The organism is Fibrobacter succinogenes subsp. succinogenes S85, assembly GCF_000146505.1.
Classification (GTDB): domain Bacteria; phylum Fibrobacterota; class Fibrobacteria; order Fibrobacterales; family Fibrobacteraceae; genus Fibrobacter; species Fibrobacter succinogenes.
This window is the reverse complement of record NC_017448.1, coordinates 1,299,660-1,322,290: the sequence shown is the minus strand read 5'-3', so window position 1 is coordinate 1,322,290 and position 22,631 is coordinate 1,299,660. Positions and strand designations below refer to the sequence as shown.

14 protein-coding genes are annotated in these 22,631 nt (G+C 50.2%); 8 read left to right on the top strand and 6 right to left on the bottom strand.

What is annotated here, in order from left to right; genetic code table 11:
- Positions 1 to 85 precede the first annotated feature (85 nt).
- The 4 genes from FSU_RS05550 to FSU_RS05535 form a co-directional block, all read right to left on the bottom strand.
- Positions 86 to 1,870, bottom strand: a complete 1,785-nt coding sequence (locus FSU_RS05550; protein ID WP_244263726.1) for a glycosyl hydrolase — start codon at positions 1,868 to 1,870, stop codon at positions 86 to 88.
- 147 nt (positions 1,871 to 2,017) lie between these two features.
- Complete coding sequence (locus FSU_RS05545) at positions 2,018 to 3,904, bottom strand: T9SS type A sorting domain-containing protein (RefSeq protein WP_015731802.1); 1,887 nt, start codon at positions 3,902 to 3,904, stop codon at positions 2,018 to 2,020.
- A 311-nt stretch (positions 3,905 to 4,215) separates the two neighbouring features.
- Complete coding sequence (locus tag FSU_RS05540) at positions 4,216 to 6,537, bottom strand: glycosyl hydrolase (protein ID WP_014545497.1); 2,322 nt, start codon at positions 6,535 to 6,537, stop codon at positions 4,216 to 4,218.
- A 122-nt stretch (positions 6,538 to 6,659) separates the two neighbouring features.
- Positions 6,660 to 7,619, bottom strand: a complete 960-nt coding sequence (locus FSU_RS05535; RefSeq protein WP_157747933.1) for an aldose 1-epimerase — start codon at positions 7,617 to 7,619, stop codon at positions 6,660 to 6,662.
- A gap of 72 nt (positions 7,620 to 7,691) precedes the next feature.
- Between FSU_RS05535 and mnmE the strand changes: the two genes are divergently transcribed.
- From mnmE to FSU_RS05515, 4 genes are all read left to right on the top strand, one after another.
- Complete coding sequence (gene mnmE, locus FSU_RS05530) at positions 7,692 to 9,074, top strand: tRNA uridine-5-carboxymethylaminomethyl(34) synthesis GTPase MnmE (RefSeq protein ID WP_014545496.1); 1,383 nt, start codon at positions 7,692 to 7,694, stop codon at positions 9,072 to 9,074.
- A complete protein-coding gene (locus FSU_RS05525) occupies positions 9,064 to 9,918 on the top strand; it encodes a GRP family sugar transporter (RefSeq protein ID WP_014545495.1) in 855 nt (284 codons plus the stop codon). Before mnmE ends, FSU_RS05525 begins: the two co-directional genes overlap by 11 nt.
- A 116-nt stretch (positions 9,919 to 10,034) precedes the next feature.
- Positions 10,035 to 12,227: a M6 family metalloprotease domain-containing protein gene (locus FSU_RS05520; protein WP_015731799.1), complete on the top strand. Its 2,193-nt coding sequence runs from the start codon at positions 10,035 to 10,037 to the stop codon at positions 12,225 to 12,227.
- A 63-nt stretch (positions 12,228 to 12,290) separates the two neighbouring features.
- Entirely contained in the window at positions 12,291 to 13,760 is a 1,470-nt protein-coding gene (locus tag FSU_RS05515) for a M16 family metallopeptidase (protein WP_015731798.1), read from the top strand.
- Positions 13,761 to 13,851: 91 nt separating this feature from the next.
- Here the strand turns inward: FSU_RS05515 and thrC are convergent, their stop codons facing one another.
- Positions 13,852 to 15,192, bottom strand: a complete 1,341-nt coding sequence (gene thrC / locus FSU_RS05510; RefSeq protein WP_014545492.1) for a threonine synthase — start codon at positions 15,190 to 15,192, stop codon at positions 13,852 to 13,854.
- Positions 15,193 to 15,469: 277 nt separating this feature from the next.
- On the opposite strand from thrC, the gene FSU_RS05505 reads away from it, so the two are divergent.
- From FSU_RS05505 to FSU_RS05490, 4 genes are read left to right on the top strand one after another with little or no spacing between them, the layout of a single operon-like run.
- Positions 15,470 to 16,897, top strand: a complete 1,428-nt coding sequence (locus FSU_RS05505; protein WP_014545491.1) for a hypothetical protein — start codon at positions 15,470 to 15,472, stop codon at positions 16,895 to 16,897.
- Positions 16,897 to 18,141 carry a hypothetical protein gene (locus FSU_RS05500; protein ID WP_014545490.1) on the top strand — a complete coding sequence of 415 codons (1,245 nt, stop codon included), beginning with the start codon at positions 16,897 to 16,899 and terminating at the stop codon, positions 18,139 to 18,141. Before FSU_RS05505 ends, FSU_RS05500 begins: the two co-directional genes overlap by 1 nt.
- A gap of 23 nt (positions 18,142 to 18,164) precedes the next feature.
- Positions 18,165 to 19,358, top strand: a complete 1,194-nt coding sequence (locus FSU_RS05495; protein ID WP_014545489.1) for a DUF4912 domain-containing protein — start codon at positions 18,165 to 18,167, stop codon at positions 19,356 to 19,358.
- On the top strand, positions 19,358 to 20,995 hold the full coding sequence (locus FSU_RS05490; RefSeq protein WP_014545488.1) for a glycoside hydrolase family 57 protein: 1,638 nt from the start codon (positions 19,358 to 19,360) through the stop codon (positions 20,993 to 20,995). The genes FSU_RS05495 and FSU_RS05490 overlap by 1 nt, the downstream gene beginning before the upstream one ends.
- 10 nt (positions 20,996 to 21,005) lie before the next feature.
- On the opposite strand, the gene FSU_RS05485 is transcribed toward FSU_RS05490, so the two are convergent.
- Complete coding sequence (locus FSU_RS05485) at positions 21,006 to 22,631, bottom strand: hypothetical protein (protein ID WP_014545487.1); 1,626 nt, start codon at positions 22,629 to 22,631, stop codon at positions 21,006 to 21,008.

The window sequence follows — 22,631 nt, the reverse complement described above, 5'->3', positions numbered from 1 at the left end:
TCATCCTCGAAGCGAAGCGTAGGGAATCCATTGTTTCTTGTATTTACACTGTCATTCCCGCGGAGGCGGGAATCAACATTCTCAATTACTTTACCAGAATCCTTCCGTTCTGCGTAAATCCTTTTCCTTGCACTTTCACAAGGTATTGCCCGGCAGCGATTCCGTTTAAGTTAATGCTTGCTGCGCCATTGATAGCACGGCTCATGACCTGATTGCCCTGCATATCGAAAATCGCGACTTTTGCGTTGGCGCTCGGAACGTTAATTTGCAAATTCTTGCCGATGACGGACAAACTTGCGATACCCTTCTGCGAACGTAAAGTATTCTTGATTCCCGTTGTCGGCGGCGTGACGATTTCGTACTTGTCCCAGCCCGGCATGTCTTCGAGCGTCAAGGTGTATTCGTTGTTCATCACGATTTTCCAGCTTTCCTTGGTGTTGTCGTTTGCCCAACCTTCCATCGCGTAGTCGCCATACCACGGCATAAACCAGCTCCAGTTGGCGCCATCAGCCTTCATTTCGTCAGGGTAGGGCACGGAACCGTTTTCGCTGAGCGTTACAATCTTTCTGCCGCCGAACATTTCCTTGACTGTTTCAAAGCTGCCGACAAGGCTAGAGTGGTTGGATTCACGCGGATAGTAATAGTAGTCGCGGCCCACAACGTCCACGTATTCATCGCCTGGATACCAGTCGAGAGCGTCGCTTGCTTCGTCGGTGGTCCACACCCAAATCAAGTTGTGTAAACCTTTCTGGTTCACGAAAATATCGAACATGAGCTTGTACAAAGCAACGCACGGCTTGGCGCCATCGGTGCCCCACCAGAACCACTTACCACTTGCTTCGTGGAGCGGGCGCCAAAGAACGGCAACGCCTTTTTTTTGCAAAGTCAAAAGCGAGTCGGCGATCATTTCCATATCGCGGACAATTGCCTTGTAGGCATCGCTATCTGTTTTCCACTTGCCGGTGGCCTCGTCATAAGCCTTGTTGATGCTGAATTCTGCGAAAGGAGTATTGCCACTAGATTCGGTGTAGAACGCTTCGACTTCGAGCGTCGGGTCTTTCCAATGCCAGTTGAATTGCGGTATGCCGCCAGCTTTCCAAACGGTCTTTGCCATTTCGAGCGAAGCGTGCGTGTAGCCTTGATACCATTGCTGGTCGGAATTCTTGCCCGATGCGTGCAAAAAGTCAAAACCGACGAGGACCACGTTCTTGCCGCTTGCTTGGTTGATGTAGCTGAGTTCGGTTTGCGTTTCGTAGTTTTGCGGGGTGTACTGGCCGTTGTTTTCGAACGGGCGTTCCGTCATGACGCCGCTAATCACGTGCTTGCCGAAATTGTTGAGCAAGAAGTTGTAGAGTTTCTGTGCGCTTTCGGTCGGCTCTGGCGTGACCGGAGTCGGGGAGAGGCTCCACGGGCTTGCTTCGTATTCCGTGAGTTCAATGTAGTCAATGTTGACCCAGCCCCAACTGTGGACGATACCAATCTTGTTTTCGCCTGTGGTGAGCTTGATTTTGCCTGCGCCCTTGATGGTCTTGAAATCATCAGATGTGCCGAAAGAAATCTGCCCGGCAGAAACATCGTTGACGGTCAAGTTCTGGATTTTGTTTCCGGAAGCTGTTGGCAACTGGTATGTGGCCCAAAGTGTGTAATAACCCGTGGCGGGTACAGTCACTTTGAATTCCAGGTTGCCTTCTTTCATCTGGACGTACTTGCCGCCAGAAGCCTTTGCGTCTTCGGTAACGACGACTTTGTGGTCATCGGCGAGGACGGCGTCTTCGGCTTCTAAACGGATGGGGGTGGCGGCAAAAGCAGTGCCTGCGAGTGCTGCGACAGTTGCCGTAGCGACAAAATTTGTGTAGTTAAAGTGTTTCATAAACATCCATATCTCCACCCCTAAATCTATATTCTTACGCCCAAAATTCAAAGGATTTTCGTCATTGCAATAGTCCAAAAATTTCCCCCGAAATAAAAAAGAGTCCCGTTTTCGCGGGACTCTCGAAACGTTTTATAAATCGTCTTTTTACTTCACAATTACGGGCTGCGTCGTGGTGATTCCGGCACCCTTCATGCGGATGATGTACTGGCCCTTCGGCATATCAGCAAGGCTGAACACGTAATTGCCTGCGCCAAGCATTCCGTTAAAGAGCGTGGCAACGATTCTTCCGTTCATGCCGAACACGTCAACGCTGACTTGGCCCTTAGCCTTTGTGTTGAGCGTAATCTTGTCTCCGTTGATGGAAAACTTGGATGTGGCGGCGAGCTTGCTCTTGGAAATGGAAGTCTTGCCGTAAACGTAGTTTTCATCGAAGACAATCTTGATTTCTGGAATCATTTCTTCGGTGTTTTCGTAACCGCGCTTGAAGGCGTCGTACTTGTCGGTGTTGAAGTCAAAGAGCGTCAAATCGCCGGCCTTGATGTCGTCGTAAATCACCGTGCCGGTGTAGCCGGAGGCGTAGTTTGCGAGCGTGATGCTGAGCGTCTTGTTGCGGTCGGCAAAGCTAGAAATGTCAATGGAGCAAGTGACCTTTTCGCCTGCCGGAACCTTGCAGCTGCCGTCCGTTTCGGTCCATGTCCAGGAATCCGTGAGCTTGAAAATCAAGTAGATGTCGGCATCGGTCTTGCCATTGTTCTTGGCTGTCCAAGTGAACGTCGTTGCGCCGGAGAGGTCCCAGCCGCCCTTGTTCTGGTATTCGACCTGGCCGTTGTCGGCGCCGTAAGTCACGGCCATCATGCCGTTTCCGCCCGTGGAGCCGGAAATGTCCACATCCTTGATCTTGATGGAGGCTTCTTCCGTTGCGGCGAGAGCCGTCATTGCCTTGAGCGCGGGATCAATCGTGTAGCTGTAACCACCGAAATTCGCTTCGGTCTTGTCGCCGATGTACTGCCAGGCGAGAGCGCCTGCATAACCACCGTCAAAAGCCTTGCGGTAGCATTCTTCCGTTGTAATTTCTGTCTTTGCGGCAAAATTGGAGCGGTATGTATCGCCAGCCCAACCGCTTGCCGGGAATTCACCGATGATCATCGGCTTGCTGTCGTAGCTGTACTTGGTCGCCATTTGGGCCGCAGTGTTTACGAACGGGCTTACGGAATTGTCTTGCCAGTACGGGTAATAGTGCGTCTGGAAAAAGTCAAGCGTACCGTTGGCTTCGCCACCCGCTTCGATGAGGGCTGCGTCATTCCAATGCTTCTGATACTTGATGTTCACGCTACCGGTCGAAACGAGAAGTTCCGGGTTTGTCGTGTGGATGGCTGCTGCAACCTTGTTCGTAAACTTCTGGATTTTGGCAAGAGCCATCTTCTTTGTAGTCCAGCCGCTGCATTCGCTAGTCATGCCCTCGGGTTCGTTAAAGACTTCCCAAGTCATGAGCGCTTTGTGATTGCCAATGGCTTTCACGACCGGAATAAGAACGTTGTCAATAAAAGCCTTGGTGCCCGCGTCTTCGAAAAGCAATTCGTTTGCGGTAATGTCTAGCTTTTCGTTGTAAAGACCCCACTGGTTCGGTTCCATCAAGTTGTGGCTGAAAAGGCACATCGAGACCATCACACCGTATTCTTCGGCGATGTCCAAAGCCTTCTTCATGTTGGCGATGGTGTTTTCCTTCGGACCTGTAACCAAGTGCGTCGTTTCGTCAATTGTTGGGCTCTGGCTCATGTTGTTAAAGAGCCACCAACGAATAGCGTTACCGCCTGCGGCACGCGTGCCTTCCACAGCCTTGCGCCATGCATTTTCGTCCAGCGGGGAAGCACCCACGTCAGAGTTGTAGTCGCTCCAGGCGAGGTTTGTACCCGAGAAGAAAATCTTCTTGCCGTTATACTGAAGGTCTGTGCCGCTCACCTTGAGTCCCGGTGCTGCAAATGCTGCTGTTCCGAGGAGTGATGCGGCGATTAAAGTCTTGAAGCTATTCATGAAATATCCTTGTTTTTCTTGAAACTAGATTTTTAACGATGAAATAGGGCAATCCCGACTTTTGAGTGTTGACAAAACTTGTGGAAAATGTCCACACCCCCAAACATCCTAAATATCGTCTATAGAAAAATAGATTTGTGAAAAATGAAGTCAAGACGCACTGTGAGAAAGTGCAATATTTTCACGGAAATGTAAGATAAATAAACGATTTATTTGGGTCGTTCGGGGCAAAAAGTGACGGAATACACATTATAAGGAAAGGCGACCGCTTGTGCGGCCGCCTTTAGGTATTTGGCTTTTTGTGTTATAGTCTACTTGATGAGAACCTTCTGGGTGGCATTGAGTCCGGCGCCCTTGACGCGGATGATGTACTGACCCTTGTTGAGGTTCTGGAGGCTGAACGTGTGGCTGCCTGCGCTGAGGTTTCCGCGGTGGAGTGTCGCGACGCGCTTGCCGATCATGTTGAACACGTCGATGCTTGCGAAACCGGATGCGTTTGCGGTGAGCAAGAGGTTGCCGTTCTTGACGTTCAAGCCTGCCTTCTTTGCGGCGGCAATCGGCTTAAGTGCGGAAGGCGTTACCGGCGTACCGTCCTTGTTATAGAGTTCGATACTTGCGATGTGACCCTTGCTCTGGTCTGCAGCGGTGAAGAGTTCCGTCTTCTTGTTGAATCCGTTAATGATGATGCCGTTGTCCGTGACCATGTTGTCGAAGAGGACGGTGCCTTCGAATCCGTTTGCGCCTGCCAAGATGAAGGTGACGGAGAAGAGGTTGTCGAGGTCCATCGGATGTTCAACGCCTGCGTCATCGGTGTACGTTTCGATGGCGAATTCGCAAGTGGATTTTGCACCGTCGTTGAGCCAGCAACCATCAGACGGGGACTGTTCCCAGGTCCAAGCCTTGTCCTTGGAACCGTCGCGGACGAATGCCATGCCGATCCAAATGCCGTTCATTTCTCCACCAGAACCCTTGTTTTCGATCGTGACGGCGATGCTCTTTGCACCGGTCAGTTTCGGAACCTTCTTGAATTCGATGTTTGCACCGCTATCGTTGATAGCCTTGTAGGTCACGCCCATGACGAGGTCAACATTTTCCGGATTGGCCTTGGCGGTGTCAGCACCGAACTTGGCGTTCTGTGTAGAAGTCGGGCAAACGTTTGTTGCTGCGGCAGCTTCGCTATAGTTGTCCCAGCCCGGCATTTTGTCGAGGGTGATGATGCGTTCGTCAGCGAGGTTCTTCTGCCATACGCTTGCTGCAGTCTGGCTTACGTAGCCACCGTTCCAGCTCGGGGATTCGTACCACGGCATCCACCAGCTCCAAGTAGCACCGTCTTCGTACATCTTGTCAACGTCAGGAATCGGGCCGTTTTCGCTGAGGGAGATAATCTTGTTGGTGCCAGCCTTGTTCGTGAGGTCGATAAATGCGGAGCTGTTGCTCTGATGGTCGTTTGCTGCGTTGTAAATGTCGACGCTCAACACGTCATAGTAGGTCTCGCCCGGGGTCCAGGACATCGTAGCGGCATCCTTCGGGTTGAAGTCCCAAATGAGGTTGTTGACGCCATTCGTGAACACCATGCGTTCGTAGAGCAACTGGTAGAGTGCGGCGAACTGCTTGCCTGTGTGGGTGCTCCACCAGAACCAGTTACCACCGGATTCATGAAGCGGGCGGAAGATGGCGGCAACGCCTTCTTTCTGGAGGTCAAGGAAAATCTTGGAAACGAGATCGATGTCAGCAACGAGTGCCTTGTAAGCGGTCGAAACGGTATCCCAGTTGGTCGTACCGGTCACGAAGGCTTCGGTAAAGTCGAATTCGGTGTAGTTGTCGTTTGCGCCTTTCACGTAGAAATTCTCTTCGTCACCCGGACGCCAGTGCCATGTGAATGCCGGAATGCCGCCCTTCTTCCATGTGCTCTTGGCGATATCGATGGCCTTTTCGGTGTATTCCTGGAACCAGCTGTTGTTTTTGCTTGCGCCGGTGGCGTTCATCAGGTCGACTCCAACGAGTGCGGGGTACTTGCCGCCGGCCTTGAATACGGCCTGAACGTCTTCGTGCTGGGTGGCGTCACCCTTGGTGTAGGCGTCCATGTTACCGGTCATCACGCCGGAAATGGTCTTTTTGCCGAAGTTGTTGACAAGGAAGTTGTATAGCTTGATGGCAGACGGGGTGGCGGTCTTTGTCACCGGGGCGTTGCAGAGGTTGAATGCTTTAGCTTCGTAACCCTTGACTTCGATGTAGTCGAGGTCAATCCAGCCCCAGCTATTGGTGATGGCGATAGTGTTCTCACCGGCGGCGAGGTTCATGACCGTTTCGACGTCGGCAAATTTGCCCTTGTCGGTCACATCGAACGTCACGGCAGAGGAGGCTCCGCCGACTTCAACGTTGTTAATCTTGGATCCACCGTAATTGTTCATGTAGTGGAGAACGATGGTGTATTTGCCTGCTTTTTCGACCGTCACCTTGGAAAAAGTGATGTCGCCGCCGTTCATCTTGACATATTTACCGCCGGAAGCTTCGGTGCTAGAGGCAACGGCTGCGTCTTTGGTGATGGTTGCGTCTTCGGCTTCATATGGGGCCGCGAAGGCGGTGCAGGCGACTGAAAGGCCACATGCGAGGAAAACTTTCTTAAAATCCATGTTCTCTCCTTAAGATACGTGTTCTCAAAATATATTGAAAAAAGCAAAAATGCAATAGCATTTTTGCTTGAAAGGAAAAAATATGTTTACGGGCATTTTTGGATGCCTTTTTTGTCCGTTTTTTAGCGTTTTTGGAACTTTGCTCCGAAAACGAACGTGCGGCTTTCGCTTGGCTTGATGACGATTAAATCGCGGTGATGGTTTAAAGTATCGGGTTCCGCGGTCATTGGTTCGATAGCGATGCTCATGCGGTCAGGCGGTGTGTAAATCTGGATCGCATTATATTGTTCTTTGCCGGCCTTTTGCCAAATTTGGAGGGATTTGGTATCGCTTTTGAGTTCTACGGTGGCTAAAATGTTCTCAAAATTTTTATTGTTTTTGAGAACGTAGGGGCCTTCGCCTTGGTTTAGACAGAAACAGTCGTTGATGAACTCGTCATTGATGAGCCTACCGCCCACGAAACGGGTATCCGGTTTGAATTCGCCTGTCGGGATGTCTGCCTTGTCGAGAATCGCGAGGTTCGATTCCGGGAGAGTCATCTGGAGTCCGTTGATTTTTTCACCGAGTGTGTAATAGGGGTGCCAGCCTTCGGAATAGGGGAGGTCGCCCTTGCCGATGTTCGTGACGGTCGATTCGACGGTGTAGCTTTCGCCAGTGAACGTAACCTTGTTGACCGCGCGGAAGGGGAACGGGAACCCAGTAAATGCACCCGGCCAGTCGATACCGAATGTCGCTACGCATTTTTCGCTATCGCTTTCGAAACTCAGGAGGTTCCATTCCTTGTTCTGCAAAAAGCCGTGGAGGGCGTGCGGAGCCCAACTCACATTGTTGACGAGCTGGTAATCGTTGCCGTTCCAGTTGAATTTGGCGTATGCCACGCGTCCCGGGAACGGGGTTAGTCTGCAACCCGCGTTTGTGTCGGGGCCCATCTTGAAAATGTCGTCGCCTTCGCGGTAGCCAAAAAGGAGGTCTTGGAGCTTGCCGTTATTGTCGGGGATGCGCCAAGCGTTGAGTCCAGCGCCGTATCCGCTCAAAATTTCAAATTCAGCGCCGTCGTCACGCTGCAAAACAAAGCACTGCACAGTGCCCAAAGGACGGGAAATAAGTTTGAAGTTGCTCATGTTTTTAATTTAGCAATTACTATCTTTGCTATTATGGATTCTCAGACGATTGTTGCTCCGATGACGCCTGCGGGCGTGAGTGCCGTTGCCGCCATCCGCGTGAGTGGCTCGAAGGTGCGCGAAGTGGTGCGCCTCTTGTTCGGCGAATCGGCAATCAAGAATTTGAAGCCTCGCGAAGCTAAACTTGCGACCGCTAGGGATTACCGTACAATGGTCGGCGAAGACCGCGCAACAGCATTGGTCATCGATAGCCTCCTCTACATCTTTTTTGAAGGTCCGAATTCCTATACCGGCGAAGACGTGCTGGAACTTTACCCGCACGGGAACCCGATTATCGTCCGCGAACTGATTCAGGTCATTAAGAGTGTTGATGGCGTGCGCTTGGCAGAACCTGGCGAATACACGCGCCGTGCTTTCTTGAACGGTCGCATGGACTTGGTGCAGGCGGAATCTGTCGCCGATGTGATCCACAGCGCTAACCGTGACGAACTCAAGAACGCTCATCGCTTGCTTGGTGGTGCGCTCTCGAAAAAAGTCAAGACGCTCACGGAACTGGTCATGGATATCTCGGCACGCCTTGAGTTGGATGTTGATTTCTCTGAAGAAGAAGCCGACCCGGATTATGCGACCTGGGGCGTGAAAATTTCTGCGATTCGCGAAAGCGTAGAATCCATTTTGAAAAGTTTTAAGGGCAAGGCGGCGGTCAGCCGTTTGCCGCTTGCTGTTTTGTACGGCGCTCCGAATGCGGGCAAGTCGAGCCTCGTGAATGCGCTTCTCGGTGAAGACCGAATCCTTGTGAGCAACATCCCTGGCACGACCCGCGACTTTGTCGAAGTCCGCTTGTTCCTGGACGGCGGTGAAATCCGCCTTGTTGATACCGCTGGTATCGCGGACAAGGCAACCGATGCTCTCGATGCGCTCAGCATGGAAAAGAGTAAGGAAATCCTCGCCGAAGCGGACATGAAGATTCTGGTTGTGGATGGTAGTTTAGACGAGAACTGCGCATCTTGCCATCCGGAAAATGGTGCGGCCCAACCTGATATTGTCGTCATCTCGAAGAGTGATTTATTAGACGAAAGACGAGAGACGAGAGACGAAAGAGGCGAGAGCATTCGCATTTCTTCCAAAACAGGTGAGGGCCTCGCGGAACTCAAGCGTGCGATGAACGCTGCCCTTTTCAAGAAAATGGAAAATTCCGAAGACCTCTGGATTACGAGCGAACGCGAAAAGACCTGCCTTGAAGAAGCTCTTGCGGGTATTGACCGTGCGCTGAACCTTATCCGCACAAATCCGGCGGTGGAACTTTTGGCTTTTGAAATGCAACTAGTGCGCCGTTCGCTCCAGAGTATAACGGGCGAAATCTCGTCCGAAGACGTTTTACAACAAATATTTGCGGGGTTCTGCATTGGGAAATAGTTACGTTGGTCTCATTCTTGCCGTCTTTGCGTTCGGCACTTACATGGTCCCTCTCAAGGCTTGGTCCAAGTTTTCGTCGTGGGCGTACCTCTCCTGCATGGCCTTGGGCATGTTCATCGGTCAGCTTTGTATTTCGTTTGCGACGGATTCGTTCCGCCTTTTGCCGGTCGGTCTCCTTTGCGGATTCCTTTGGGTTTGCGCAGGCGCGTTCTGCTTCTGGGCGGTCAAGGCAGAACAGGACTTGACGGGTGCCGGTGTGCGCTCGATGGGCGTGAGCATCCTGGCTTCGTTTGTAAGTGGCGTGCTCATTTTCTCGGAATCCACGCTGCTTTATTTTTCGATCCCGGCAATCCTTTTGTTGCTTTTCGGTTTGAGCAGGCTTGCCCCTCCGCAGGGGAACATCTTTAGGAATTGGCGCTCGCTTTTGGGCGGTCTCATCTTTGGGCTGTTCCTCATTCCGTATAAGTTTGCCAATGTCCCTATACTTGAATTTATGGGTTCGTTTGCCTTAGGCATTTTTGTCTCTGCAGAACTTTTGGTCGCAATTTTGAGTATAAAGCGTCGTGCGTTTTTTGAATACGGCCTTGCTCCGTCCATCACGTCTATGTTTATGGGTGTCTTGTGGGTCATCGGGCAGCATGGTTGTTTCTGGGCCATCGATTCGAATGGCGCTTTGGGCTATGCCGTTGGTTACCCGCTCACGCAATTGAACTTGCTCGTGAACTTGCTTTGGGGAGTGGTGGTTTTCCACGAATACCCGACAAAACCGGAGCGAATTAAGCTTGCCATTGCAGTTTCTGTCATTCTTTGTGGTGGTGCCTTGCTCGCCTTGTCCAAAATGTAGGGTACTGTAACGTTTTGTCGCGGTTATTGCGGCCTGTTGGCGTTCTGTCAACGAAAAACATGTAAAAAACATATTGTTTTTTTGCTCATCCCCAATTCTGAATATATGTTTATAGTATGAGTTGGTGGAAGTGCATATTGATTGGGTCTTTAGTCGGCTCCGCATCCGTGTGGGCCGTTAAAGCTGCACCGTTTTTAATCAATTCAACGCAGCCCGATGGCTCTGTTGTGCAGATTAGAAAGGTTGGAAACGAGCATTTTAACTATACGCTGACAGGCGAAGATAGTGTGCTCGTTGTCCGTGATTCCGCTGGTTATTGGAATTATGCCGACGAACATGGCAAAAAGACGGGTATGCGAGTCCATGCCAAGTCTAAACGCGGCACAAAAGAGAAAAACTTCCTCAAAAAGCGCAATTCTCGCCAAATTTTGGAGAGATTTCACGAAAATCGTTTAAAAAAGCTTAAAGAACAGCAGGCGGATTCCTCTTCGGGACCCATGATGCTCCAGTCTTCAACTGCGACGCCTCAGAAGGCTAATGGTTGGCCTGGCTGGGGGGGATGGACTACGGAAGATGCTGTCACAAATAACTGGCCTACTCGCCCTAATATGTCTACTGTCAAAACAGAAGGCGATGTCCGCGGGCTCGTTCTTCTTGTCCAGTTTAGCGATGTCAAGTTCAAACGCGATAATGCCCAGGAAGAATATTTGAATTACCTCAATCAGGAAGGGTATTCTAATTATTATATGTCTGGAAGCGTTAGGGATTTTTTCATCGCAAATTCAAATGGCAAATATAGACCGACGTTTGATGTTGCCGGACCGATAACGTTAAGTGGGACGCGTGATTCGTATGGCGCCCTTGTTGATTCCAGAAATATGGCGGCGGGTGCGGTCAAGGCTGTTAAAGAGGCGATGGATTCTCTCATCGCCCAAAACGTAGATTTTTCGCCTTATGATAGCGATGGCGACCATGTTGTTGACTTTGTCTATATGATTTATGCAGGAGTGGGTTCTGCAGATACGGATGTCCAGTCTGCCATTTGGCCGCATTCCTATAATGCTCCGAAGCGCCTTACTCGCAATTATTCCATGAGTAAATACGCCTGTTCCCCTGAAATAGATGGACAGGCCTATATGGTCAATAAGAAGACTGATGCGTTGAACGGCATTGGCACGTTCTGCCATGAATTTAGCCATGTCCTTGGACTCGTGGATCATTACGATGTCTATGCCGACAATTCCCGAACGAAGGCTCGCTATACTCCGGGACGGTGGGATTTGATGGATGCCGGGTCTTATAACTGCCCGCAAAATTGGTCGTATACAACGTCATGCTCGCCTGCAAATATGTCTGCGTTTGAACGATTCAGCTTGGGTTGGCTTGAACCGCGCCGTCTAGAAATTTCGGATACGACGTTTGTCTTAAAGTCCATTCAGGAAAATGATGGCCTTGTATTGACGTCCGGTAGCGATAATGAATATTATTTTATCGAGTTCCGTTTAAAGGAGAACTTTGACAAGGCTCTTCCGAATAAAGGCTTGCTGATTTGGCATATAAATTATAATCGATATAACTGGACGGCGAACGAAGTGAATGCGGCTGATCCGATGGGTGTCGATTTGATTGAGGCCGATGGCATTGCTGATGCGAACACGATGGCGTATGATGCGTTCCCGACGGGCCGAATCAATAGCTTTAACGGCTTTACGACATGGGCTGGCGATAATCTTGAATTAGAAATCTACGATATAAAGATTGTTGATGGCCATGTGGAGTTCAAGACTCGTGGCGACCGCATTTCTCCGGTGGTGGAATCTTCGTCTAGTTCTGCCGAGTCCTCTTCTTCTAGCGCGAAAGCATCTTCTTCGAGTGTGAAGGTATCTTCTTCCAGCGCGGCGGAGTCTTCCTCCAGTGAAAAGTCTTCGTCAAGTATGAAGTCTGTGCTTGCGGTTTCAAGTAGCTCTGCAACCCGTATCAGTTCTTCGAGTGCAGATGTTTCTATGAGTGGCGCTGCCGAACCGATGGTAAGTTCGTCTTCTTACAAGGGAATGGGCATGACAAAGACTTCTGTTGCTTCGGCTGTGCGCTTTTCGGTGGCTGACAGAGTCTTGAGAATCGAAACCAAGCTTACAGGAAAAAAGACTGTCAACCTGTTTGATGCGAACGGAACGCTCCTTAAGACGACTTCGTTTAATGGAGAATTCTGTGAAATCCACATGGAAAAGTGGCGTGGCAAGTCGTTTATCATTGCAACGCTTGAAAACGGCGGACGTTTGATAAAATCGTATAAACTCCGTGCAAATTGAAAATAGGGGCTGATGCCCCTTTTCGTTATCACTGTTTTTTAGAAATTATCTAAATTGTCTAGCATGAGAAAACTTTTCGCTAGAATTGCTATGTGCTGCGCGTTTGTTCCTGCGTTGTTGACGGGGACGTCTGCGGCGGCGGTAAATTTGCCCGTGCATAAGGAAGTCCTTGATAATGGACTGACTGTACTTCTGTATCCGAACAAGCAAGCGCCAACGGTGAGTTGCCGCCTGTTTTACGTGACCGGCTCTGTCCATGAAGTTCCCGGCAAGTCGGGCTTGGCTCACATTTTGGAACATGAGCTTTTCAAGGGTACAAAGAAGGTCGGCGTATCCGATAGTGTTGCCGATGTCCGGTTCATGGCGACTCAGGATTCCTTGCAGGCTTTGATTCGCCCTGCAAAAATTGCAGGCGATACGGCTCTTGTCAAAAAGCTGACCGCTGAACACGATTCCGTTCTGAACGAACATCGCAAGATTTTTATCAAGGACGAGTTGTGGGGCGCCTATCAGGCTGCTGGCGGAACAGGTCTTAACGCTTTTACAAGCGACTTGCTGACCGCATACACGGTGACGCTCCCCAAGAACAAGATTGAATTGTTCCTGTGGCTTGAATCTGACCGCATGCAAAATGCTGTGTTGCGCGAGTTCTATTCGGAACGTTCTGTCGTCCGTGAAGAACGTCGCATGCGCTATGACGACCGTCCGACGGGCCGTTTCTATGAAACGCTCAATTCCATGATTTACGAGGCGTTCCCGTACCGCGTGCCGACCATTGGCTGGCCGAGCGATATCGATAACTTGACTCGCGAACAGGCCGAAGAACATTACCGCAAGTACTATAAGCCGCGTAATGCAATTCTCGTGATGGCGGGTGACTTGGATACGCTTGAAACGATGAAGGTTGTCAAGAAGTATTTTGCTCCGATTCCGGCTGGCGAAGCTTTCCCTCCGCTTACCGTTCGCGATCCGGAACAGGCGGGTGAAAAGCGTTTGACCGTCAAGCGCAAGGATGCTCCGAATCTTTATACGCTAGTCTTCAAGACTCCGGCTGTGGGCGATAGCACGCTTTATGCGCTTGACATTGCCGAGGGTGTTTTGAACGGACGTTCTGGCCGCCTTTACAAGCGCCTTGTCGAAGAAGAAAAGCTTGCCGTTGGCGTGAGCGCAAGCAATAGCCCGAACAAGTACATTTCCGAATTCTCTGTCCGCGTGAACCTCCGCCCGGATGCCAATCGCGAAAAGGTTGAAAAAGTCGTTTGGGAAGAGCTTGAAAAACTCAAGAATGAACAAGTCAGCGCTAGAGAATTCCAGAAAGTCAAGAACCGCGCTTATGCAGGGCTTGTTCGTAGCTTGACTGACATGGAAAACGTGGCGACCATGCTTGGCTGGTACGAAGTTCATGGGGACTACCGCATTTTCCTCAACTGGGCCGATAATTTGGAAAAGGTGAATGTCGCCGATGTACAGAACGTTTCCAAGAAGACGTTTGTCCGTGAAAAGTCCATTGCCGGATTCTTGGTGAAAGAATAGGTTTGTTGAAAAAATGCAAAAAGAAAGAGCGACGCGATTGCGCCGCTCTCTTTGTATCTAAATCATGTTCGCGTTAGCGAATGCTTGCGCATTAGCGACGGCGGGCTGCCATTTCCTTCGTGAGGATGTCCATGACAGCACCGATTTCGGCAGGAGCCTTGAACACCGGGTTTGCGTACTTGCTGGCGATGTTTTCGAGCTTCTGTTCGTGGTATCCGACCTTGAATTCCGTGAACTTGAGACCGTGAGCCGTGCTGATGACGACGACGTTTTCGTCCTTCGTAATCTTGCCTGCAGCGACGAGCTTTTCGAGAGCGCCGAGAGCGACACCCGTGTGCGGGCAGCAGTAGAGACCGATGCGGTCGCCGCGGTGGGCTGCGTTGGCGAGTTCTTCTTCAGAGACGCTTACGACCATGCCGTTTGTCTTCTGGATAGCGCGGACTGCCTTCGGGTAGCTGACCGGGTTACCGATCTGGATAGCAGATGCGAGAGTCTTCTTGGCCTGAACCGGAACGAGCTTGTCAAAGCCACGTTCGTATGCCTGGTAGAACGGATTGGCGTTTTCTGCCTGAGCAACGATGATGCGCGGGATGCGGTCGATGAGGCCCATGGCCTTGCAGTCTTCGAAGCCCTTGGCAAGTGCGCTCACGTTACCGAGGTTACCGCCCGGGATAATCACGGTGTCCGGAACGGTCCAGCCGAGTTCTTGGCAGATTTCCGGAGAAATCGTCTTCTGGCCTTCGACGCGGAGGCTGTTCATGGAGTTGGCGAGGTAAATGCGGTTGTCCTTCGTGACTTCCTGAACGATCTTCATGCAACCGTCAAAGTCGGTGTCAAGAGCGAGCACAATGCTGCCGTTAGAAATCGGCTGGATGAGCTGTGCAGTGCTGGTCTTGCCGGCCGGGAGGAACACGATAGACGGAATGCCTGCCTTGGCGCAGTAGGCGCTGAGGGCTGCAGAGGTATCACCGGTAGAAGCGCAAGCGACGGCGTCAATCGGGTGGATGCCCTTCTTGATGATGTGATTCACCTGGCTCACGAGAACGGTCATGCCAAGGTCCTTGAAAGAACCCGTGTGGGAGTTGCCGCAGAGCTTCACCTTGAGGCTTCCGATGCCGAGTTCCTTGGCGAGCGGGGCTGCGTCAAAAAGCGGGCTCCAGCCTTCGCGCATGGTGACGATGTCTTCGACCGGAATATCCGGGAGCACCATTTCGCGCTTGCTCCAAATACCACTCATGTCTTCGGGCTTAAAGCTCATGCGGCGTTCGGCAAAGAGCTTCTTCCATTCTTCCGGGCTGCGGCTGGCGAGTGCTGCTCGGTCGTGTTCGACTTCGAGCAAGCTACCGTCCACCTTGCTGCGGTAAATGACGTCGGTCAGCGGGTAGGTATCGTCGCCGTTGATGTTTCTAAAATGAGCGTTAAACTGAGACATAGTAATCCTCTTGAATTTTTACGAGGCAAATATAGCAATTTAGAACTTAGAACTTAGAACTTAGAGCTTAGAATATCGCTTTCGCTTTGCGCTGTACCGACTAAGTTCTGCCAACTAAGTTCTGCCGACTAATGACTTCCTACCGTCTACTTCCTACAGTCTATCTCTCGTCTTTCGTCTGTAGGACTGAAGGTCCGTTCTTTCGCCTAATTTCTCAATTGCGTTTTTGCTATATTATGGGCGAAATTTATTTACAAGTAAATACTCGGAGTTCTGAGTGAAAAAGAAAAAATTTATTCTATTGCCGCTTTTGTCGCTATTCCTGTCATCTTGCCTGTTCGATTCAGATGACGAAGGTCTTTCAAATTGGCTTTCTGACCAAGGAATGCCGAGTAGCTATAAAGTCCAGACGGTGACGATCAATGACTTGAAGCCGATATCTGCCGAAGTTTTCCGTGACACGCTTCCCGAAAACGCAAGGTATCGCGGCGTCTTTGGCGCAACTCCGGGCATGACTCACGATGTCTATTTCGATTTCCGAATCGATAGCACGTTTATGGCGACGTTGAATAATGCCGATACCATTAAGTCGGTTTTGTACATGCGTCTTTTGGATGCCTTCTATAACACGGATCACTTCTTGTCCAACCTGCTCCCGATTGAAGAAGACATCAAGATTGATGTCAGCTGGATTCTTTCGGATAAGCTGAGCAAGAAGGAATACGAAGACCTGGAGAACATCAAGGATTCCGTCTGGTTCCATGAACTTGAATCCTGGAATCCGCAAAAGTCTGCCGATACAACCCTTACGTTCTCTCTCAAGGCGGCTAGCAAGGGTGATTCGCTGGAAAATCCGCTGTTGACGATTGATATGCCGGGCGCCTTTGTGAAGGAATTCCGCAACAAGTCTGGTTACCGCCGTCTGCAAATGCGCCTTTCCGCACCAGAAGCCGAAAATGCTTACCGCTTCTATGGTTCGGACCACATTAATTACTACCCGCAGTTCCACTTGGTCGCCGTGAAGAAGGATTCAATGGAAAATCCGTCCCATAGACCGGTCCGTTCTGCTTTGCTTGCATCGTATCGCGAAAATTGCAAGGATTGCCTCGTGTTGCACGGTGGCTATTACGATTCCCTTGTAGTCGAGTTCCCGTCAAAGCCGATTTTGAAGGCCTTGTCTGAGTTCTATGGCGACGAGTTCCCGTATATGGTTGGCGATAAGAACGATGTGCGCCAGGCTGTCGTGATGGCCGAGATGACGTTCTTCAGGGACGATTCGAAGGGCGAAAATGAACTGGACTTGCCGATTGTCGTTCTTGCAAGTTCCTATGCGGATAGTGCGGATACTGTCGTGCATCGCATGGAAAAGTACAAGGTCAATAGGCCGAGAGTTCAGGAAAGCGGCCACCCGAACATGATTTTCTATTCTGGAGATTCTCTTTCGTTGCAGGTGACGAAGGGTATGCGTGACTTTATCAATAGGGCTAGCGATGGACGTTCGTTCAAGATGGCCTTGCGTATGGACCAGTCGGTTCTTTTGCCCAAGGATTCCATATTCGTCGATCGCTATGATTCGATTAACGTGTTCTACCCGACGGACTACGATTACGCCCGTTACGATATGGCTCGCTACGATTTTACTTCTATCAAGGACAAGCCTGCTACGCTTAAGTTGTGGCTTGCATCCAAGCGCGGGGAAAAATAATGAAAAAGTTTATTAGTGCTTTACTTTGTGTTTCGAGTTTTTCCTTTGCGTCGATGATTGGCCTTGAAGCTTTGGGCCAGGAACAGATTGCAGGCGGTTCTGCCGCTATGGCTGGTCGCGGTTTTGCGGGTAATGCAAAGACCGGTGAGACGGAAGGTGTTTCTGTTGTGAACCCGGCACGCCAGGCTTTTGATTCCAAGGTCGTGTTGAACTTGAACTTCTTGCTCGATGTCTCTACGGCGGATCGTTCGAATTCCCATTATACAAAGACTGGTGTTTCGATGCCGTCCATGAACCTGTCGTTCCCGATGGGTGACTTTGGTACAATTGGTTTGTCGCTGTGGCAGCATTATGCCGCTTCTGTTCGTGAAGATGTTGATAACGAGGAAGAACTGTGGAATGCTGAAATCGAGTACCAGAGCAGTGTCTATGAACTGGTGCCGACTTATGCGATTAGGCTTCCGTTCTACCGTGCAGTTTCTCTCGGTGCTTCGGCCCACTTTGTGTTGGGGAGCTTTACCCGCAACTTGACGCTTGGTCCGGATAACAGCGCTATTAGTTCGAAAGATGCCTGGGCTACAACCAGTTCCGATATTTCCGATTACGTGAGTGGCGACTGGGAAATCAAGCACCACCCGGCTTACTACACCTTTGCGGCTCAGTACCGCGGTCGCATGGCTTCGTATTTCTTCTCGTTCACGACTCCTTACACGCTCAAGAACGATCTGGAGTACAACTTCAGGTTTAGCGAAACCGATACGCTTGCACCGACTAAGTGCACTCGTGAAATCAAGGTGCCAGCCATGCTTGCAACGGGTGTCAATTATCGCATTAACAAACGACATAATGTGATGGCTGATGTTGCATGGCGTGCATGGGACAAGGATATAGACAATGTCGCGGGTAGTTGGGACATGTCCAAGGTGACCAAAACCCAAAATGATTTTAATATTTCTATTGGTTACCAACGTGACGGAAGCGATATCTTTTATGATGCCTATTGGGATCGTATAACGTATAGAGCCGGCGCCTGGTACAAGAACTGGTATGTTGAAGACGTTTCTGAAATAGGTGGATCCATTGGTGCAGGTTTCCCGCTCGGGAGAAAGGGCATGATGTTGGATTTGGCTATTCAGGGAGGTGTTCGCCTGACGGACGATGACCGCAACTGGAGTGAATCCTTTATTGGTATTCGACTTGGTTTGCTTGGTGTTGGAAGTTGGGGTAAGACCCGTGGTCAGTAAGATTCAATCAGAAGGAGATCGAAATGGCTACTAAGAAGAATGAAGAGGAAGTAAAGAAGACCGCTGCTAAGAAGACGGCTTCTACAAAGGTTTCTGAAAAGAAGACTGTAGCCAAGAAGACTGCAGTGAAGAAGGCGACTGACGAACAGCCGGCCGCTAAGAAGGCTGTCGCAGAAAAGAAGGTCGTCGCCAAGAAGCCGAGCGCAATGGTGGAAAAGGTTGCTGCCAAGACGGCTCCTGCAAAGAAGACTGCTAAGGCCAAGGTCGAAAAGCCGGCTGCTAAGACTGCAACGAAGACCGCCAAGGTCTCTACAAAGACGGAAAAGTCTGTTGCTGCCGCCAAGAAGGTCGTGAAGGCTGCAACGAAGGCCAAGAAGGTCGAAGTTGAAGTTGTTGAAACTCCGAAGGCAAAGGCCGCTAAGGCCTCCGCTCCGGAAGCTTTGCCGCAATCCTTCGATGCCGAATACCTCGTGCTCATGCAAAAGGATCCGAACTGGATGCAAGCCTTCTGGGAAGTTTCTGAAGAACGCATCAAGGCTGCCAAGAAGGGCAAGGGCAAGCTCGTGCTTCGCTTGTTTGACATTTCGAACGACTTGACCGTGAAGCGCAACAAGAAGCTCAAGTTCCACGATATCGAAGTTCCGGCAGACGCCCGTAGCTGGTACGTGGAAAACAAGGCCACGCAGAACTGCGCTGCTGCTCTTGGCGTTGTTGCCGCAGGCAAGTTTGAACCGCTTGTTGAAGCAGGCCCGATGCAGACGTTCACGCTCGAAGGTTCCGAAGTGAATACGGACAACGTATTTGTTCGCGCATCCCTCGGCGGTGCTACTCTCGGTGGCTTTGGCAGCTCGGGACTCTCTTCGATGTCTGCAAAGAACTGGCTTGAATCGCTTTCGAGCTCTTCGGGTTCCATGTTCTCTGGCGCACTTTCCAGTGCCGCTCTCAAGAGCAACAAGCTTGAACTCCCGAAGGATTCCGTGAACTACGGCAAGGACTTCTTCTTGTGGGTCAAGACCCGCTTGATCGTCTACGGTGGCACGCGTCCGGATGCACACTTGCAGGTGCGTGGCGAACCGTTCCCGCTCAACCCGGATGGCACCTTCAGCTTTGAAGAAGACCTCCCGGACGTGACGAAGATTATCCCTGTCTTTGCTACCGATAAGGATGGCGATTTCCCGACGACAATCGTTCCGATCGTGGTGAAGCGCACGGAATAATGGCGAAGCCTGGTCGTGTACATCTTTTGCTTCACGCACATTTACCTTTTGTGCGTGAACCCTCTTTTGACCGGTTCTTGGAAGAGAACTGGTTTTTTGAGGCTATGGCGGAGACGTATTTGCCCATCATCCAGATGCTCAACCGTCTGGAAGAAAAGGGCGTGCCGGGTACTCTCAATTTTAGCGTTTCATCGGCACTTTTGGCAATGCTAACGGATAAGCTTTTGCTTACCCGTTTTTCGGCGCATTTGCACAAACAGCTTGAGCTGATTGAACGCGAAAAAGTCCGCTTCCAGGGCAATTCCGAGCTTATGGAAGTGGTGGATTTTTATTACCGCAGACAGCTTGCGCTCATCAATACGTGGGAGCGCGATTGCGGTTGCGAAATTATCCCTGCGTTAAAGCGCTTGGAGCAGATTGGAAAAATCAACTTGCTCACATGCGTGGGGACGCATCCGTTTTTGCCGGCGTACCAGAACGATATTGAAGCAATCCGCTTGCAGTTGAAGATTACAGTCCGCGCGTTTGAAGATGCTTTTGGCAAAAAGCCTCGCGGGCTGTGGCTTCCGGAATGTGGCTATTTTGAAGGCTTGGATGCGATTCTTGCAGAATACGGATTCAAGTATTTCTTTTTGGAAACGCACGGTGTGCTCTTGGCAAAACCTGCACCGAAGTATGGCGTATTCTCGCCGGTCAAGACTCCGGCAGGGCTTTATTGCATGGGCCGCGAACAGAGCAGTTCCATGGAAGTCTGGAGCCGCAAAACGGGCTACCCGGGGCATCCGGAATACCGCGAGTTCTTCAAGGACATTGCGCACGAACGCGAAAGCGAGTATCTAGGCGATTACTTCTTGGCGGCGGGCGCACACATCGAAACGGGCCTCAAGTATTACCGCATCACGGGTAGTGAGGACAAGAAGATTTATCGCCCGTGGAATGCGCTCCGCTTGGTGGAAGACCACGCGCGACTTTTTGTCGCCAATCGCGAAGCGACTGTGTCGAGCTTGCTTCCGAACATGGATGGCAATAAGGTTTCGATCCTTTGTCCGTACGATGCGGAACTTTTTGGCCACTGGTGGTTCGAAGGTCCGCTGTTCATCGAGAAGATGTTTGAACGCGCGGCAAGCTCGAGCGTGGTCGAAATGGCTTCTCTTGAAGATTCGATTCGCGAGCCTGCGGATAAAGACGTTCACAAACCGATTTTCTCATCATGGGGTGAGGGTGGCTTTGGTGAAGTCTGGATGAACGATGAAGTCGCTTTCCAGTACCCGATGTTCTTTAGAATGCGTAAGATGATGGACGATTTGAAGTCGCGCATTTCTAAAGTAGCAGGGAAGACTTCTGGAAGTGCTGTTGGGAATACGCGCAGCTCAAAGGCTACGATGGTGAAGCGTTTCTTGGCACAGATGGCGCGCGAACTCGTGTTGTTCCAGGCTTCGGACTGGGCGTTCATGATTCATAACAATTCAGCGGCGGATTACGCACGAGCCCGATTGAATGGTCATTATGAAAATGTCTGTGCACTTTATAAAGAAGCGGTGAAGGCTAATCCCGACACGAAATTGCTCAAAAAGCTAGAACAAAAGAATAACTTGTTCCCGTGGATTGGTGAGTGCGTCCTGTCTACTAACCACTAATCACTAGCCACTAGTAAATCACCATAAAGCTCTTTGTCTTACCTTTATTCCCGACGCGGAATCGGTAAATGCCCGGAGCCATCATCTCTTTGACTTGGTGTTCTTGCAGACAGTGCGACGTTCCTTCGTATTTTATTTGCGAAACTAAATCGCCACGTCTATTGCGGATTTCAAAGAACTTTTTGTCGCTGGGGAGAGGTGCAAAGCAGAGCGAACCTTCTCGCCATGGAACGGGGTAGGCATGCGGTGCGGCGTCCTTGTTTACGATTGGGATGCTTTCGGAATCGCCGAACCTGCTAAAAATCCATAGGATGGAATCGCTGGCCGAAAGGATTGATGTTAAGCTGTCGAGTGTCTTTGTGTTTTGAATTTTGTGGACGCTCGCCTTGCCTTTGTTGAACGTGATGACCGATGCTTTACCGACAAAGTCTGAAAAATCGGGTTCGGTATAATTGTTCGGGGCTCGATAATATTTAAATGATAGGCTTTCAAGTTCGGGCTTTATGGAATCTTCATTGTAAAAAATTGCGGAAGGCCATTTTGGCTGGTCTTCGATAATCCAGTATTTTTGTGAAATAGAACTGCTTTTTTCACCGGAAAGCGAAAGGCTTACGGTGTAGTCGTGGAAAACGCTGTCGGCATTGAGTTGCATTGGTTTTAACACAGCGTCAAGTTGGTATTCAAATGACTTGTTTGGATTTTTTGAAATACTTTCCCAAATAGACTTGTCAATCCCGTTAGAAATTTTGTGGTATAGATAAAGGAACAGTGTCGATACGCCGTATATTTTGTGGCTGTTTGTCCTTGTAATCCTTGTAAAGGATTGTCCCATATCGTTAAAAAGGTGCGGAATATAAGAAATGTAGTCGTCAATATCTGAATTGATGATTTCTTCAAAACCGGTGGCCGAAGCTTCAAACCAGAAAAGAAAGTTGTCTGTTATGATGTTGATATAGCGGAGCTGTACGGCGTGGTAAAATTCGTGGAAGACTGTCAGGCGGATGCCCTTGGCCCATTCATCGGCGTAGGAATAGTTGTGGGCGGAGTTGCGCAACGGATTTTTAGATACGGGGTAAACGCATGTATCGTTTTCTGTGTAAAGCGTATCGAATACGTTGCTTTGGGCTGCCCCTACAAGAAAATCGTTTTCCAGAAATAGAGCGGTGGAGTAGTCGTCAGGCTGGATAGTGAGGCCATAGCAGGATGAACATGCGTATAGCGAATAGGGATCTCGAAGTTGTGCAATGTCGAGAATTTCAATGGGGTACAAGCCGTTTTTGACAGGTTGCTGAAAGTGATGGGTGACGCTAAGGCCTTTGGGCGCAAGCATCTTGAGCTTGTTGACATAAAAATTCCAGGCGTCTTCCATGCTGGCGGCGGTGCTGTCGGCAAACACTTTGGTGGTTGCGTGTGGACCGTTTAAGACGTAGAAAACCTGGATGTGCGGTGTTTCAATGGAATAAACGGAATCGTAGTATTGCTCGTAGCTGCAACCGGGACTTTTATAAAGCAATGAAGCGTAATGTTCTTGTTTGTACTGCGTGCGGTTCTTGATAATGTTCAGCGTACCGCATTCGTGTTCATAGGCATGGGAAAAGCAAACGATGGCGATGATGAGTAAAGCTAAGAATCGCAT